Annotated in this window: 10 protein-coding genes and 1 pseudogene; 4 read left to right on the plus strand and 7 right to left on the minus strand. The window is 64.5% G+C overall.

All coding sequences use genetic code 11. The features are described from left to right. Positions 1 to 13 precede the first annotated feature (13 nt). From ACE3SN_RS06735 to ACE3SN_RS06745, 3 genes are all read right to left on the minus strand, one after another. Positions 14 to 931, minus strand: coding sequence for an NAD-dependent epimerase/dehydratase family protein (locus ACE3SN_RS06735; RefSeq protein ID WP_374528650.1), 918 nt, complete (start codon positions 929 to 931; stop codon positions 14 to 16). 11 nt (positions 932 to 942) lie between these two features. After that, positions 943 to 2,343, minus strand: coding sequence for a sulfatase-like hydrolase/transferase (locus ACE3SN_RS06740; RefSeq protein ID WP_374528651.1), 1,401 nt, complete (start codon positions 2,341 to 2,343; stop codon positions 943 to 945). 160 nt (positions 2,344 to 2,503) lie between these two features. Beyond that, positions 2,504 to 4,930 carry a TonB-dependent receptor gene (locus tag ACE3SN_RS06745; RefSeq protein WP_374528652.1) on the minus strand — a complete coding sequence of 809 codons (2,427 nt, stop codon included), beginning with the start codon at positions 4,928 to 4,930 and terminating at the stop codon, positions 2,504 to 2,506. A 145-nt stretch (positions 4,931 to 5,075) separates the two neighbouring features. Between ACE3SN_RS06745 and ACE3SN_RS06750 the strand changes: the two genes are divergently transcribed. Continuing rightward, the gene (locus ACE3SN_RS06750) at positions 5,076 to 6,215 is read left to right on the plus strand and encodes an FAD-dependent monooxygenase (RefSeq protein ID WP_374528653.1); all 1,140 of its coding nucleotides are present in this window, start codon (positions 5,076 to 5,078) and stop codon (positions 6,213 to 6,215) included. A gap of 150 nt (positions 6,216 to 6,365) precedes the next feature. After that, positions 6,366 to 8,192, plus strand: coding sequence for a phosphoenolpyruvate carboxykinase (GTP) (locus ACE3SN_RS06755; RefSeq protein WP_374528654.1), 1,827 nt, complete (start codon positions 6,366 to 6,368; stop codon positions 8,190 to 8,192). A gap of 77 nt (positions 8,193 to 8,269) precedes the next feature. Here ACE3SN_RS06755 and ahpF read toward each other — a convergent pair whose 3' ends face one another. The 3 genes from ahpF to ACE3SN_RS06770 all read right to left on the minus strand — a co-directional run bounded on the left by ahpF (position 8,270) and on the right by ACE3SN_RS06770 (position 13,233). Further along, on the minus strand, positions 8,270 to 9,823 hold the full coding sequence (ahpF, locus tag ACE3SN_RS06760; RefSeq protein ID WP_374528655.1) for an alkyl hydroperoxide reductase subunit F: 1,554 nt from the start codon (positions 9,821 to 9,823) through the stop codon (positions 8,270 to 8,272). A gap of 144 nt (positions 9,824 to 9,967) precedes the next feature. Continuing rightward, positions 9,968 to 10,531: an alkyl hydroperoxide reductase subunit C gene (gene ahpC / locus ACE3SN_RS06765; protein ID WP_374528656.1), complete on the minus strand. Its 564-nt coding sequence runs from the start codon at positions 10,529 to 10,531 to the stop codon at positions 9,968 to 9,970. Between the two features lie 239 nt (positions 10,532 to 10,770). Further along, positions 10,771 to 13,233 (minus strand): TonB-dependent receptor, encoded by a 2,463-nt coding sequence (locus ACE3SN_RS06770; protein WP_374528657.1) that lies wholly within the window; start codon positions 13,231 to 13,233, stop codon positions 10,771 to 10,773. A gap of 135 nt (positions 13,234 to 13,368) precedes the next feature. Between ACE3SN_RS06770 and ACE3SN_RS06775 the strand changes: the two genes are divergently transcribed. Next, the gene (locus ACE3SN_RS06775; RefSeq protein WP_374528658.1) at positions 13,369 to 14,019 is read left to right on the plus strand and encodes a TetR family transcriptional regulator; all 651 of its coding nucleotides are present in this window, start codon (positions 13,369 to 13,371) and stop codon (positions 14,017 to 14,019) included. Positions 14,020 to 14,065: 46 nt separating this feature from the next. Next, entirely contained in the window at positions 14,066 to 15,148 is a 1,083-nt protein-coding gene (locus ACE3SN_RS06780) for an acyl-CoA dehydrogenase family protein (RefSeq protein ID WP_374528659.1), read from the plus strand. A gap of 51 nt (positions 15,149 to 15,199) precedes the next feature. On the opposite strand, the pseudogene ACE3SN_RS06785 reads toward ACE3SN_RS06780, so the two are convergent. Beyond that, positions 15,200 to 15,465 (minus strand): annotated as a pseudogene (locus tag ACE3SN_RS06785) (acyl-CoA dehydrogenase); the annotation flags it as partial.

Here is a 15,465-nt window from a genome sequence, read left to right on the forward strand (position 1 = left end):
CCCCCGTTCCTGTTTAGATCGTTTTGAGGGCGCTTGCGACCAATGTAGCAAGATCGCCGTCATGTGCAAAACCGGCCCGCTCGGCCGCTTGCGTGGAGAGCGGCGGCTGAGCAGCGAAAGCGGCTTCGAGCGCCGCGTCGGGCGCATAGCCGACCAGCCCGGCATCGACCCCGCACTGACGCGCAATTTCCTGCGCAAGATCGCCCATTGCGATCGACTGCGCCGGCAGCGTGACCGCCCGCGTCGGCGGCAGCAGTGCGCTGTCGAGTGAGAGCGCATGGATGAAATTGTCCGCACAGCGCGCCACCGACTGCGCCCAGATCACACCCTGAGCGGAGACCGGACAGGTAAATGCCTCACCCGCCTTGAGCGCATGGAACAGGTTCGACATGAAAGCCGACTTCATCCCCGAAGGCCCCTTTGGCCGGGCAAGAATTCCGGGCAGGCGCACGGTGACGCCGTCGATCAGGCCGCGATTGGAGAACATCGCGACCGCGTCCTCCATCATCGCCTTGTGTCCACCGTAGATCATCTTGGGCGATAGCGGGGTCGCGTCGTCGACGAAGGCGGGCAGCGGATCGCCGAACACCGCGATCGAGCTGGCATAGACCACGCGCAGGCCGGGATTGGCGGCACCAGCTTCCAGCAGCAGGTCATACATTGCATCGATGTTGATCCGGCGGCTGGCGACGGGATCGGCCTCCGCCGCGCCGCCGGGGACCGTGGCGAGGTGGATCAGCGCGTCGATCCCGCCCGACAGCGCTGCGGCGCGAACCGCCGGATCGCCAAGATTGCCCGCGACCACCTCTGCCCGCGCCGGAATCCCGCCAGCCATCGTGTCGATCCCGACGGCCGCATCCCTGCGCGACAGCAGGCGCTTGACGATTTCGCGGCCAACAAAGCCGCCCGCTCCGGTAACGACAACACGCATTATTCAGCCCTTCAATAACGATCGGGATAATGGTCGCGCACGTCTTCGCTGTAGCTGCCCAGCGGATAGGGCAGGACCGTGGCGTTCCACGCGTCCCATTTGAGCCGCATCGCGCGCAGCCGATCCGGATCGACGGGCGCCTTGTCGGCCCGCTCGCGTTCATCCTCGGCGAGGTTGAAGAGGTGTTCCTTGCCGCCGAGCTTGAGGTACTTCCAGTCACCATCGCGCAGCGCGGCCTGATCATTCGCCTTTTCGCGCCAATAGAGCGCGCGCGGCAGCACGGCGGCCTTGCCGGTGAGCTGGGCGGACAGGTCAACCCCATCGAACTTGCCCGCCGCTGCCGGATCGCCGCCCGCCATCGTCAGCAAGGTGGGCAGGAAATCCATCGAGGCCATGACCTGTTCGGACTTGCTCCCGGCGGGTATGCGCCCCGGCCACTTGGCGAGCAGCGGCACGCGGATCCCGCCTTCCAGCAGTTCGCCCTTCACGCCCGTGAACGGCCAGGTTTCGGAGAAGCGTTCACCGCCGTTGTCGCTGGTGAAGATGACGATGGTATTGGCCGACTTGCCGGTGCGGTCCAGCGCGGCCAGCACCTTGGCCACGTTCTGGTCCATCGCCTCGACCATTTCCCGGTACTTGGCGAGGCTGCCGCCCTCGTAGTGGAACGAGGAGCCGATTGCCTTGGCCATTTCGGCATCCTCGCGCCCTTCCCAAGGCCAGTGCGGCGCGTTGAAATGCAGGCTGATCAGGAACGGCTGGTCGCCCGCGTTCTCGATCGTGCGGACGGATTCATCGCCCAGCACGTCGGTCAGATAGCCTTCGATCGAGACCGGCTGGTCACCGCGCGCCAGGCCGATGCCAACGTCCTTGCCGCCCATCACCATGTGATGGCGATGATAGTCCGCCGCACCCTCGACGATGCCGAGGAACTCGTCATAGCCGTGTTGCAGCGGGCCATGTTCCGGCGGATCGCCCAGGTGCCACTTGCCGATCAGCTTGGTGCGATAACCTTGCGCCTTCAATACCGAGGCCAGCGTCGGCGTGCCGGCCGGCAGGCCAATGCCGCGCGGTGCGGCCGGACCAAGCGGCTCTTCCAGGCCGATGGCGAAGCGCTGCTGATAGCAGCCTGTGAGCAGGGCGGTGCGGGTGGGTGAACAGATCGGCGCGCTCGAATAGCCCTGCCGCAACTGCACGCCGCCTAAACCGATGGAATCGATCGCCGGGGTCTTGATGTGATGCGAACCGGTGCAGGACAGATCGGCATAACCAAGATCGTCCGCCATGATGAACACGATATTGGGCGGTCCCGCGGGTGCCGCACGCCTGGCCCCGCGAAGCGCCGTCCCGGAAAGCAGCGCGGCAGCGGACAGGCCGCCCAGGACGCTGCGCCGCTTGAAACCCGGATTGCTCATGTTCTGCAGTTCCCGAAACGCCGTGTTGAATGAAGCCATGCGCGCTGACCGATCCATCGACGCGCGCGGTGGTGTGACGGGCAAGTCGACGCCGCTCGGCCCGTCGGCCACCTGGCAAGAGTTGGCGGCCGGGCGGAAGGTACGCCCGGCCGCCCGATTGTCAGAAGTCTGCCGAGATGCGGATCCCGTAGGTCCGCGGCGCGGTGTAGTTGGCCGTGGCAAATCCGATCGGAGACGCTTGCGGACGGGCAATCCGGCGATCGCCTTCGAGGTTGTGCACGAAGCCGCCAATCGACCAGCCGTTGTCCGCATCCCGCAGCGTCAGGTTGAGGTCGGTCAGCCAGTAGGACGGGATCTGTTCGAACGCGAGATATTCGAACCCGCCCCACTGCTTGGCGCGCCACGAGGTGTTGACCGCGCCGACCAGTTCGAGCGAGCCGGTCACCGGCACGACCTGTTCGGCGCCCAGGTTGATCGTCCACTTCGGGCTGAACAGCCCAGGCATGCCCGAGCAGTTGAAGTCCATGACCGGTGCGCCGCCGGACATTGCCCCGGTCAGCGTGAACGGGCAGGCAATGTTGTTGCGCGGCGGCGCCGTGATGAGATGGAGGTTGTCGTACTTCGAATCGAGGTACTGGACCTTGGCGCTCAGCGTGGTGCCGTGCGTCGGCTTGACGATCAGGTCGATGTCGAAGCCCTTGACGGTCAGCTTGCCCGCATTTTCGTTCGAGTTGATCAGCGTGCCGCTGGTGTCGACGGTGAAATAGGTGATCTGCTGATCGCGGTACTTCCACCAGAAGGCTTCGATGTTGAGCTGGACCTTGTTGTCGAGGAAGCGGTTCTTCGAACCCAGCGAATAGGCCGTGATATATTCCGGCTTGTAGCTCGGGCGTCCTTCGGCCAGCTGGAAGCCGCCGGCGCGGTAACCGGTTTCAACGGTGGCATAGACCATGCTGTCCGGTGCGACGTCGTATTCGGCTGAAACCTTCCAGGTCGTGCGCGAATAGGTGCCGCTATCGACCACCGGGTTATAGGTCTTGAGAATCAGGCCGGCGCCGGTCAGCACCGGGAAGACCTGGAGATTGGCCTGATCGGTCGAACCCGCCGGGATCCAGCCGTTCGCCACCAGCCAGTTGATGGTCTGGGTCGTGCTGGTGAAGTTGGGATAGCGCGGCAGACCGCCTGGCGCAGCGCAGCCCACGCCGAACGAAGCCGGCGGCGTCACCGGCGGAATACCGCCGCAGAACGTGATGAAGTTGTTGATGATCCCGTCGATCGACTTGTTGTCGTGGGTGTAGCGTGCGCCGCCGATCAGGCGGAACTTGTCACCCACATGCGCGGTCAGCTGGCCGAACGCGGCCCAGCTTTCGGTCTTGTGCTCATAGTGCTGGATCGGCAGCACGAATTCCTGATTGTACTGGCCGGTCGCGTTGATCTTTTCATTGAAATAGAACCCGCCAACCACGTAATCGAGCATTCCGGCCTTGCCCGCGAGGCGGGTTTCAAGGCTGAACTGCTTGTCGTTTTCATCGGTGTAGGCGGTGTTGAAGGCCGGGCCGTTGAAATAGCTGGAACCGTCGCTCACGCGGTACGCGGGCAGAACGGTCAATGTGCCAATGCCGGTCTCGACGGTAACTTCGGCGTGGACGCCCCAGTACGTGTAATCGGCGACGGGTTCGGTGTTCATGCCCTGCAGAAAACCGAAGCCCGGCGCGCCAATCTGACTGGTGCGGAAGGCGTTGGCCGCAACGGTCCCCAGGCCTTCCGAGCTATCAAGCCCAGAGGCCGAGATAAAGGTAAAGCCGGTCGGGCCAGGCAGAAATGCCCCGATGTAGCTGCCGCCCGCGCCCCTGCCCTTGATCTTGGTATAGTCGGCCGCCAGGCGGATCGAAACCGTGTCGCTCGGCTTGATCAGGAACTGTGCACGCAGGCCCGTGCGATCCAGATCGTCGGTTCCATCGCGGTTGTAGCCATCGTGTGACTGCCGGGTAACGCCAAGCCGCAGGGCGGAATTTTCGCTGGTTGCGACGTTCGCGTAGGCATCAAGCCCGATCGTGTTGTAGTTGCCGAAGGTGAAGCTGACGCCCCCGCTATCCTGGCCTAGTTGCGGACGAACAGGGATGACGTTGACCGCGCCGCCGGTCGCATTGCGGCCATACAGGATGCCCTGCGGCCCCTTGAGCACTTCGACCCGCTGAAGATCGAAAAATGCGGCACTGAAGGCGCCCGCGGCGCGGCCCATCACCACGCCGTCATAGCTGGGGGTGACCGCCGGATCGTTATAGCTGGAATTTGTGAAGTTGCCGATGCCGCGCAGAAAGATCGAGGTCGCCGAACCCCCGCCATTGCTGATCGTGATCGCGGGCACGGCCTTGTTGAGGTCATCCGCCTTGAGAATGCCGGCCTGGGCCAGGTCGCCGCCGGTCACGGCATCGATCGCGATGCCTGCCTTTTGCAGCGATTCTTCCTTCTTCTGCGCGGTAACGACGATTTCCGAAATGCCGTCATCGTTGGCATCCTGCGCCATGGCAGGCGCAGCGAGTCCGACGGAAACGAGGGCCGAAGTGGCCAAGAGTGCGATGCGCATGAAATATCCTCCCCATAGCGCGGTTGTGCCGTGTCTTGAGCGTGGAGATAGCGATGCCCGTCGCGCAGGTCGCACCGATTGTATTGATGACTACCTATCCATGGTTCGAATTTGCCTCTCGTCGGCAATCGTCTAGTCACGCAGCATGACCGGGGAGAAGATCGAGAGCATCGCCACCGCACTTGTGGTTGGCGGCGGCATTGGCGGCATGGCGGCGGCAATCGCCCTTGCAGAACGCGGGGTGGCGGCCAGCCTGATCGACCTTGACCCCGACTGGCGCGTCTATGGCGCGGGAATCACGATTACCGGGCCGACCTTGCGCGCCTACCGCGACCTTGGCCTGATCGATCAGATCAAGCAGCAGGGTGCAGTCACCAGCGCATCGCGCGTGCGCCTGTTCGACGGGACCGTGCTGCGCGTGCTGGATGAGCCCGCGATCGAGGAGGGCGTGCCTGGCACGGGCGGGATCATGCGGCCGGTGCTGCACGAGATCATGCAACAGCGCGTGCGCGAACTCGGCATTCCGGTGCGGCTGGGCCTGACTGTCAGCGCGCTCGAAACCGTCGGCGCTGGCGTCGATGTGCGGTTCTCGGACGACACGAACGGGCATTATGACCTGGTGATCGGCGCCGATAGCGTGTTCTCGAGCGTGCGCGAGATCGCTTTTCCGCACATGGGGCCGGCCGTGCCCACCGGACAAGGCTGCTGGCGCATTTCGATGAAGAAGCCGCCCGAGCTCGACATGGGCGAATTCTATTTCGGGCACGAGAACCCCGCCGGGATCACGATCTGCGGGCCGGATTCGATCTATATGTTCATGCTTACCGCGCACCAGCCGCGCGAGAAGCACATGGACCAGGCGGAACTCTATGCCACGCTCAAGCAGCTGCTCGCGCCGTTCGGCGGCAATGCCGGGTGGATCCGCGACAACATGACGATGGATGACTGGATCAACTATCGACCGCTCGCCGCGGTGCTGCAGCCGCGTCCGTGGTATAACGGGCGGGTCGTGCTGCTGGGCGATGCCGTCCACGCGACCACCCCGCACCTTGCCTCGGGCGCGGGCATGGCGGTCGAAAGCGCGATCGTGCTGGCCCAGGAACTGGCGCGCGCGGACAGCGTGAATGCCGCCCTGATCGCCTATCAGGAGCGCCGGTTCGACCGCTGCCGCGATGTGGTCGAAACCAGCGTATCGATCGGCAAACTGCAACTCGAGCACGCGCGGCCCGATCAGATCGCGAGCCTGATGGAAGGCGCTCTGGCCAGACTCAACCTGCCGTTTTGACCCCAGGCCAGCCCGCTGCACCGCAACAAAAAGCGAATGCCTGTGCAGAAATTCGATACTTCATGTCGCAAAGTTGCAGACTCCGTGAATTCGATGAACTAGGGGGCTTGAACGAGTCCCTGCATACGAATGCGCCAACGGAGATCTGAAATGCCCGATTTCGCCGCCACCGCCCCGACCAAGCACGCCAAGCTTGTCGCCTGGGTCGGTGAAATGGCCGCCCTTGCCCGCCCCGATGCAGTGGTGTGGTGCGATGGCTCCGACGAGGAATGGAACCGCCTGACCCAGCAGCTGGTCGATGCCGGCACCCTCGTCCGGCTCAATCCTGAAAAGCGTCCGAACAGCTTCTATGCCCGCTCGGACTCGAGCGACGTGGCCCGCGTCGAAAGCCGCACCTTCATCTGCTCCGAGCGTGAGGAAGATGCCGGCCCGACCAACAACTGGCGCGACCCCGCCGATACCCGCAAGACCATGCACAACCTGTTCGACGGCTGCATGAAGGGCCGCACGATGTATGTCGTGCCGTTCTGCATGGGTCCGCTGGGCAGCGAACATTCGGTCGTCGGGATCGAGCTGACCGATAGCCCCTATGTCGTGCTGTCGATGAAGATCATGGCCCGCATGGGCAAGCCCGCGCTCGACATGCTGGGCGAAGACGGCTTCTTCGTGCCCTGCATGCACTCGGTCGGGATGCCGCTGGCCGATGGCCAGCCGGACGTGCCGTGGCCCTGCAACGATGAAAAGTGGATCGTCCACTTCCCCGAAACGCGCGAAATCTGGTCCTATGGTTCGGGCTATGGCGGCAACGCGCTGCTCGGCAAGAAGTGCCTGGCGCTGCGCATCGCCAGCGTCATGGCCCGCGACGAGGGCTGGCTGGCCGAACACATGCTGATCCTCAAGCTGACGGGGCCGGAAAACAACGTCCACTTCGTCACCGCCGCGTTCCCATCGGCCTGCGGCAAGACCAACATGGCGATGCTCCAGTCGGCCCTGCCGGAATGGAAGGTCGAAACCGTGGGCGACGACATCGCCTGGATGCGCCTGGGCAAGGATGGCCGCCTCTATGCCGTGAACCCCGAAGCGGGCTTCTTCGGCGTGGCGCCGGGCACGGGCCCCAACACCAACAAGAACGCGGTGGAAACGCTGCATTCGAACGCGATCTACACCAACACCGCGCTGACCGCCGATGGCGACGTTTGGTGGGAAGGCCTGACCAAGACCGCGCCCGAAGGCATGATGGACTGGCAGGGCAAGCCCTATGACCCGGCCAACGGCACCCCGGCGGCGCATCCCAACGCGCGCTTCACCGTGCCTGCCGCGCAGTGCCCGTCGATCGCGCCCGAATGGGACGATCCGGCCGGTGTGCCGGTTTCGGCGATGCTGTTCGGCGGCCGCCGCGCCACCTCGGTGCCGCTGGTGGTCGAAAGCTTCGACTGGGATCACGGCGTGTACCTTGCCGCCAACGTCGCCTCGGAAGGCACGGCTGCGGCCGAAGGCAAGATCGGCGCGCTGCGCCGCGATCCCTTCGCCATGCTGCCGTTCTGCGGCTATGACATGGGATCGTACATGGGCCACTGGATGGACATGGCCAAGCGCGCTGCCAACGGCGGTGCGAACCTGCCCAAGATCTTCCTGGTCAACTGGTTCCGCAAGGATGCGAACGGCAAGTTCCTGTGGCCCGGCTTTGGCGACAACGCCCGCGTGCTGAAGTGGGCGATCGAGCGCTGCGAAGGCAAGACCGGCGCCAAGGACAGCCTGATCGGCCGCATCCCCGAAGCGGGCGCGCTTGATCTGTCGGGCCTCGACATCAGCGACGAAGCGATGGCCACCCTGTTCGCGATGGACCCCGAACAGTGGCAGGAAGAAGCCGCCGCCAACCGCGCGGACCTGGCCAAGCTCGGCCGGATCCCGGCCGCGCTGGAAGCCCAGCAGGACGCGCTCGAAGCCCGAATCGCCCAGGCCCGCGCCGACGCCTGAGCCTTGGCTTGAACAAACAGAAAGGGCCGCACTCCCCATTGGAGTGCGGCCCTTTTCCATTTAGCGCGTGAACTCGCTCAGTTCCGGATCAGGTGATCGAAGGCCGCGAGCGAGGCCTTGGCCCCTTCGCCCATCGCGATGACGATCTGCTTGTAGGGCACGGTCGTCACGTCGCCCGCCGCGAATACGCCCGGCACGCTGGTGGCCCCGCGCGCGTCGATTTCGATCTCGCCGCGCGGCGAGAGGGCGAGCGTGCCCTTCAGCCATTCGCTGTTGGGAACAAGGCCGATCTGCACGAAGATCCCTTCGAGGTCGACGACGTGTTCGGCCTCGCTGGCGCGGTCCTTGTAGCGCAGGCCCGTCACCTTGCCGCCATCGCCCAGCACTTCGGTCGTCAGCGCCGAGGTAATGATGGTGACATTGGGCAGGCTGCGCAGCTTGTCCTGCAGCACGGCATCGGCGCGCAGCTGGGCGTCGAACTCGATCAGGGTGACGTGCGCGACGATCCCGGCAAGGTCGATCGCAGCCTCGACGCCCGAATTGCCGCCGCCGATCACCGCCGTGCGCTTGCCCTTGAACAGCGGACCATCGCAGTGCGGGCAATAGGCCACGCCCTTGTTGCGGTATTCCTCTTCGCCCGGCACGCCCATCTGCCGCCAGCGCGCGCCGGTGGAAAGGATCACGGTCTTGGCCTTGAGGCTCGCCCCGCTGGCGAGCTTCACTTCTTGGAGGCCGCCGGGAGCAGCGGCAGGGACCAGTTCCACAGCCTGCTGCAGGTTCATCACGTCGACTTCATAGTCCTTGACGTGCTGTTCGAGCTGCGCGGCGAGCTTGGGCCCTTCGGTGTGCGGAACCGAGATGAAGTTCTCGATCCCCATGGTGTCGAGCACCTGCCCGCCAAAGCGTTCGGCGGCGACGCCGGTGCGGATGCCCTTGCGCGCGGCATAGATCGCCGCTGCGGCCCCGGCGGGGCCACCACCGACAACCAGCACGTCGAACGGGTCCTTCGCGGCGATCTTTTCCGCCGCGCGGGCGACCGCGCCTGTATCGAGCTTGGCCATGATCTGCGCCAGGTCCATCCGGCCCTGCCCGAACACTTCGCCGTTCAGGAACACCATCGGCACGGCCATGACCTTGCGCCGCTCCACCTCGTCCTGGAACAGCGCGCCGTCGATCGCGACGTGGGTCACGCCCGGATTGAGCGCGGCCATAATGTTGAGCGCCTGCACGACATCGGGGCAGTTCTGGCAGGTGAGCGAGAAGAACGTCTCGAAGTGAAATTCGCCTTCCAGCGCGCGCACGGCGTCCAGCAGGTCCGCCTCTTCCTTGGGCGGGTGGCCGCCAACGTGGAGCAGCGCGAGGATTAGCGAGGTGAATTCATGCCCCATCGGCAAGCCGGCAAACACGGCTTCGGCGCGCCCTTCGTCGGCGCGGATCGCGAAGGAGGGACGGCGCGCGTCAGTGCCGTCAAAGCGTGCAGTGACGAGGTCCGACTGGGCGGCGATCTCGCTCACCAGTTCGCGCATTTCGGCGGACTTGGCGCTGTCATCGAGGCTGGCGACCAGCTCGATCGGACGGCGCAGGTTGCCGAGATAGGTCTTCAGCTGTGCGGTGGTCGCGGCGTCAAGCATGGTCGGGATTCCTGGACATGCCAAACCTGTGCCGCAACCGCGCCGCGGTGCAACTGATCGGCATCAAAACTGGTGGGGGAATTTGAAAAGGGGGGTGCTCCGGGGTGCGGAGGGGGGGGCGGTCGCACCCCGGAGCGAGAGAAATCAGATCTTGCCGACGAGGTCGATCGACGGAGCAAGGGTTGCCGCGCCTTCTTCCCACTTGGCCGGGCAGACCTGGCCGGGGTGTTCGCGCACATAGACCGCGGCCTTGATCTTGCGGACCAGTTCCTCGGCATTGCGGCCAACGCCTTCGCAGGTGATTTCCATGACCTGGATCACGCCATCCGGATCGACCACGAAGGTCGCGCGGTCGGCCAAGCCCTGGCCTTCGCGCAGCACGCCGAAGTTGTTCGAGATGGTGTGGTTCTGGTCGCCCAGCATGTGGTAGTTGATCTTGCCGATGGCCGGCGAGCTGTCATGCCAGGCCTTGTGGCTGAAGTGGGTGTCGGTCGACACGGCATAGACTTCGACGCCCATGCCCTGAAGGGTGGCATACTGGTCGGCCAGGTCTTCCAGTTCGGTCGGGCAGACGAAGGTGAAGTCGGCCGGGTAGAAGAAGAACACCGACCACTTGCCGGCGGTGTCGGCGTCCGACACTTCGACGAACTTGCCCTGGTGGTAGGACTGCGCGGTGAACGGCTTGATCTTGCTGCCGATGATACCCATGAAATTGCTTCCTTCTGGCTGGAGCCGGACTCGCCCGGCGGATGTTGCGAACGCCAGATGAAACCTTTGGGCACGATTTTCCAATTGAAAGTTGGGCAGTCAGTAATCGTGTTTACCGATTAATCTGATCCAGCGCCGCGCGATTGCCGAAAATCGGTCAGACCTGTGCCGCAAACCGAACGGCCCGGCAGGGATGCTGCCGGGCCGCTGTTGTGGTTCAGGCCATTGCCCGCGGGCAATCAGTTGAAGTTATACCGCAGCGTCGCGCCCCAGGTGCGGCTGTGGCCGGGGAAGCGCACCGCCGTGTTGGCGTTGGTCGCGGCCGACACCCAGTAATACTCGTCGGTGAGGTTGCGGCCCCAGATCGACAGGTCCCACTTGTTGTCGAGATTGTAGAGCGAAATGCTGCCGTTGAGCACGCCGAAGCCCTTGAGGTTGAGCTGCGGGCTGTCTTCGAGCGTGTTCTTCGCCTTGCCCTGATAGCGGCCATTGAGCGTGAAGCGCAGCCCCAGGGTCTCGGTGATCGGCGTATCGTAGGTTGCCGTCGCCGCGCCCGAGAAGCTCGGGCTGAGCGGGAAGGTCGCGCCGTCATAGCTGAAGGTCGCGCCCGCCGCGTTGATCCCGACATAGCCCTGGATCTCGGTCTTGAGCCAGGTGCCCGCCAGCGCGACGTTGAAGTGGTCGGTCAGCTGGATGCTGACGTCGCCGTCAAGACCATAGGCGCGCGACTTGGGAATGTTGTCGAGGCGCAGCAGGGTGGTGTAGATCGGGTCGGCGAAATAGACCGCGAGCTGCTTGTCGCGGTAGTCGTAGTAGAACCCGGTCAGGTTGATGTTGACCCGGCGGTCGAGCAGCGCAGACTTCACGCCCAGTTCGTAGGAAGTGAGCTGTTCCTGCCTGGCCGGACGGTTCTGCGTGGCGATGTTGGCCGCGTTGACCGGGGTCGAGCCGGACTTGTAGCCGCGCGAGACCGAGGCGAAGACCAGCGTGTCGGGGCCAGCCTTCCACCCCAGCGCCACGCGCCAGGCCACGTTGTCTTCGTCAAGCTTCGACTTCACTTCGCCAAAGGTGCCGGTCGCCACGTCGAACGTGTTGCACTGGTTGGCGCTGATCGGCGCGGTGAAAGTGCCATAGGCGGTGTAGAAGAACGCGCGGTTGAACAGGTTGACGTTGGGCAGCATCGAGCCGTTGATATCGGCCGAGCAGCCCACGTAGTCCTGGGTGTCGCGCGTATAGCGAATGCCCGTGGTCAGCGTCAGCGCCTCGCTCAGCTTCCAGTCGGCACTGGCGAAGACGCTCTTGGTTTCGACGTCGAAGTTCGCACGGTCGCGATAGGTGCGGAACGACTGCATCACGTCGGTCACGGTGTAGCCGTTCGAATTGAACGGCGATGACAGCAGCCCGTAGAGCAGCGTGATCGCGCGAACCGCACCGACGTTGGCATTCTGGCCAAGCAGGGTCTGGTTGGTATCGATCACCTTGTCGTTGGCGTAATAGCCGCCGACCACCCACTCGGCCGGGCCGGTCTTGCCCTGAAAGCGCATTTCCTGGGAAATCGATTCAGCCTGGCCTTCGGCGTGCTGGATCAGGATTTCATAGGGCGCGCCCGACCAGTCGAAGGTCGCGTCGCGCTTTACCTTGTTATAACCGGTCAGCGAGACGAAGGTCAGGTTGTCGGTCAGTTCGAATTCGAACAGGCCGCGCAGGCCCAGGAACCAGTCATCCTCGGCGGGCTTGTTGGCGATGCCGGCACCGCGCCCGATATCCACCGAGCGCACCGCATAGGGCGCCCAGTCGGCCGTGTCGTTGGTCCAGTTATCCTTGTGCGCGGCGATGAACGCCGGCAGCCCCGGGGCGTTGAACAGGCTGAACACCGTGGCGTTGGCCGGATCGGTGTTGGGGGTAAAGCCCACGGCCTGCCCGGCCAGCGTGTCGGACTTGTTCTTCCAGGCGCTGATGCCCAGTTCCATCTTCATGCCCTCGACCGGGCGCGAGCGGAAGGTCAGGCGCCCGCCATAGCGGTGCACTTCGCCCAGATCGCCATTGCCGCTGACGCTGTGCTGCCAGCCGGCCCAGCTGTCTTCGGTGCGGAACGCCAGGCGCAGCGCCGTATCCTCGCCCATCGGCAGGTTGACATAGCCTTCCGAGTTGAAGGTCTTTTCGCTCCCGCCTTCGACCGCGAGGCTGGCCGAAAGCTTGTCCTTCGGCTTGGCGGTGATGAAATCGACCAGACCCGCCGTGGTGTTGCGGCCATAGAGCGTGCCCTGCGGCCCCTTGAGCACTTCGACGCGCTCGATATCGAACACCGGGCCCGAATTCATGAAGGGATAGGCCAGCGCGACTTCGTCCGTGTAGGTGCCGACAGTCGAGGTGGCCGAAAGGTTGATCGTGTTGAAGCCGACGCCGCGCAGCGTGTAGATCGGCACGCCCTGATACCCGCGCGAGACGTTGAGACTGGGGGCCACCGCCTGAATGTCTTCAGTCGAGGTCACGCGCAGATCACGCAGCTTTTCGCCGCTGAACGCCTGAACCGAAGCCGGCACATCGCTGAGCGCCTGTTCGCGGCGCTGGGCCGTCACGACGATCTCGGTCGAATTGGCGGCATCCTGGCCATCGCCCTGAGCCGATTCCTGGGCAAGTGCAGGGGTGGCAAGCGCCGTTCCCAGCAGCAGGACAGGCAGATAACGCTTTACAGGCTTCATCGATTCACTCCCTCGTTATTGCTTTTGCGATCCCTAGCTATCACGCGATAGGCATACTATCAATCATGATAGTGAGCATGTTCGAGAGCCCCGAATGGACTTGCATTCCGTGCAACTTTCGCGGACACGACCGGAATGACGAAGGCCTCTGTCCAAGCGCCAGCCAATGCGCGTCCACAGCGCGAAAACAGTCGGGATGCCCTGCTCGACGCAGCCAGCGCGCTGATGCGGGAAAACGACACGGTCGAGATCGGGATCGTCGACATCGCGGCGCGCGCCGGGGTCAACCACGCGATGATCCGCTACTTCTTCGGCAGCAAGGAAGGGCTGCTGTTCGCCCTGCTCGATCGTGACGTTTATCGCCGGATCCGCCAGCTTGACCGGCTGTTCTCGCTCAAGGTCACTCCGACCGACCGGATGCGGATTCACCTGCGCGGGATCGTCGATACCTATTACGCGATCCCCTATCTCAACCGGCTGATCCAGGTCATGGTGCGCGAAGCCGATCCGGTGCGGGTGCGCCATATCGGCGAGGAATTGCTGCAGCCGATCGCGCGGGCCCAGGAACGGATCATTGCCGAAGGCATCGCGGCCGGGGAATTTCGCCAGATCGACCCCAAGCTGTTCTATTTCAACACGATCGGCGCGGCGGACGGCCTCTATTCGAACCGCTTCACCATCTCGGCCGTGTTCGGCGGCGAGCCCCGCGCCGACGAGGCGCTGCATCTGCGCTACCGCGAACAGACCGTCGAAATCCTGATGCGGGGCTTGCTTAAAGACGGCTAGGCGTTATCAGAACTGATAACAAATATCACGCCGGGGGATCTTGGAAGTGAATCTCGAACTCGACGACGATCTCAGAATGCTGGGCGAAAGCCTGTCCGGCTGGCTGGGCCAGCACCTGCCCTTCGAACGCCGCGCCACCCTGCGCGCGCCCGCCGCGCAGCTGGCCTTCTGGCGCGAACTCGATGGCGCGCTGACACTGGCCGGCGCGGGCCTGCCGGAAAGCTGGGGCGGGTTCGGCGCCGGCATGAGCGCACACATGGTGGTGATGGAAGCGCTGGGGGCAGCCCTGGCCTCTACCCCCTATGTCGAATCCGCGGTGATCGCAGGGACCCTGCTCGAGCGGCTCGCGCCGCAAGGCCCGCTGGGACCGCAGATCGCTTCGGGCGAAAAGCTCGTCATCCCGGCCTGGGACGAAGTTCAGGGCCGCGGTGACCCCTTGAGCCTGCGCACCACCGCAAGCGAAGGCGCAGACGGCTGGCGCATCACCGGTGCCAAGTGCGCCGTGCGGTGGGGCGGGCAGGCCGATGTTCTGCTGGTCAGCGCGATCACCGCGCAGGGACCGGGCGTGTTCGTGGTCGATCCCAGCGCCAGCGGCGTTGCCGGCCGCGAAGTCCGGCTGATCGACGATCACCCCGCGCTGGAATTGACGCTTTCCGACGCGCCGGGCACGCCGCTTGCGGTTGGCGAGGCGGCAGGGGCCGCCCTGGTGGCGGCAATCGATGCCGGCACCGCCGCCGTCTGCGCCGAGGGGGTCGGCCTGATGCGCACCCTACTTGACGACACGATCGACTATACCAAGCAGCGCAAGCAGTTCGGTCAGACGCTCGTCTCGTTCCAGGCGCTGCAACATCGCATGGTCGATATGCGGATGCTGATCGAACAGTCGGCGGCAGCGGTGTTGCTCGCCGTGCTCAAGGTCGATCAGCCCGCAGCGGTTTCAACCGCCAAGACCACCGTCGGCGAAGCCGTGCGCAAGGTCGGCCAGGAAGCGGTGCAGCTGCACGGCGCGATGGGGCTGACCGAGGAACTGCGCGTTGGCCACTATTTCCGCCGCGCCACCGCGATCGAAAACCAGTTCGGCGACGCCGACCGGCACCTCGCGCGCTACCGCGACCTCACCCTCGCCTGAGGGTAAAACCGCGTCGGGTGCCCGGTCAGCGACCCGGCACCCGAATGTCGGTCACAGGCCCAGGACGCGCTTGGCCAGAATGTTGCGCTGGATTTCGTTCGATCCGGCATAGATCGAACCGGCGCGTTCGTTGAAATAGCGCAGCGGCGCCACGGCCTGCCAAGCCTCGCCCACGGTAAAGCCATCTTCCGGCGGCGTGTAATTGTGCACTTCCGCGCCGGGCCGGGTGGCATGGGGCTGATAGATCGTGCCGACCGTCCCTGCCGCACGATAGGCCAGTTCGGTCATTTCCTGGGCCAGTTCGGTGCCAAGGATCT

This window comes from Novosphingobium sp. (assembly GCF_041915465.1).
Taxonomy (GTDB): Bacteria; Pseudomonadota; Alphaproteobacteria; order Sphingomonadales; family Sphingomonadaceae; genus Novosphingobium.

What these genes read in the sequence shown, in the direction of transcription:
- ACE3SN_RS06735 (WP_374528650.1), bottom strand. Translation starts at nt 931, where the DNA reads ATGCGTGTTGTCGTTACCGGAGCGGGCGGCTTTGTTGGCCGCGAAATC.
- ACE3SN_RS06740 (WP_374528651.1), bottom strand. Translation starts at nt 2,343, where the DNA reads ATGAGCAATCCGGGTTTCAAGCGGCGCAGCGTCCTGGGCGGCCTGTCC.
- ACE3SN_RS06745 (WP_374528652.1), bottom strand. Translation starts at nt 4,930, where the DNA reads ATGCGCATCGCACTCTTGGCCACTTCGGCCCTCGTTTCCGTCGGACTC.
- ACE3SN_RS06750 (WP_374528653.1), top strand. Translation starts at nt 5,076, where the DNA reads ATGACCGGGGAGAAGATCGAGAGCATCGCCACCGCACTTGTGGTTGGC.
- ACE3SN_RS06755 (WP_374528654.1), top strand. Translation starts at nt 6,366, where the DNA reads ATGCCCGATTTCGCCGCCACCGCCCCGACCAAGCACGCCAAGCTTGTC.
- ahpF (WP_374528655.1), bottom strand. Translation starts at nt 9,823, where the DNA reads ATGCTTGACGCCGCGACCACCGCACAGCTGAAGACCTATCTCGGCAAC.
- ahpC (WP_374528656.1), bottom strand. Translation starts at nt 10,531, where the DNA reads ATGGGTATCATCGGCAGCAAGATCAAGCCGTTCACCGCGCAGTCCTAC.
- ACE3SN_RS06770 (WP_374528657.1), bottom strand. Translation starts at nt 13,233, where the DNA reads ATGAAGCCTGTAAAGCGTTATCTGCCTGTCCTGCTGCTGGGAACGGCG.
- ACE3SN_RS06775 (WP_374528658.1), top strand. Translation starts at nt 13,369, where the DNA reads ATGACGAAGGCCTCTGTCCAAGCGCCAGCCAATGCGCGTCCACAGCGC.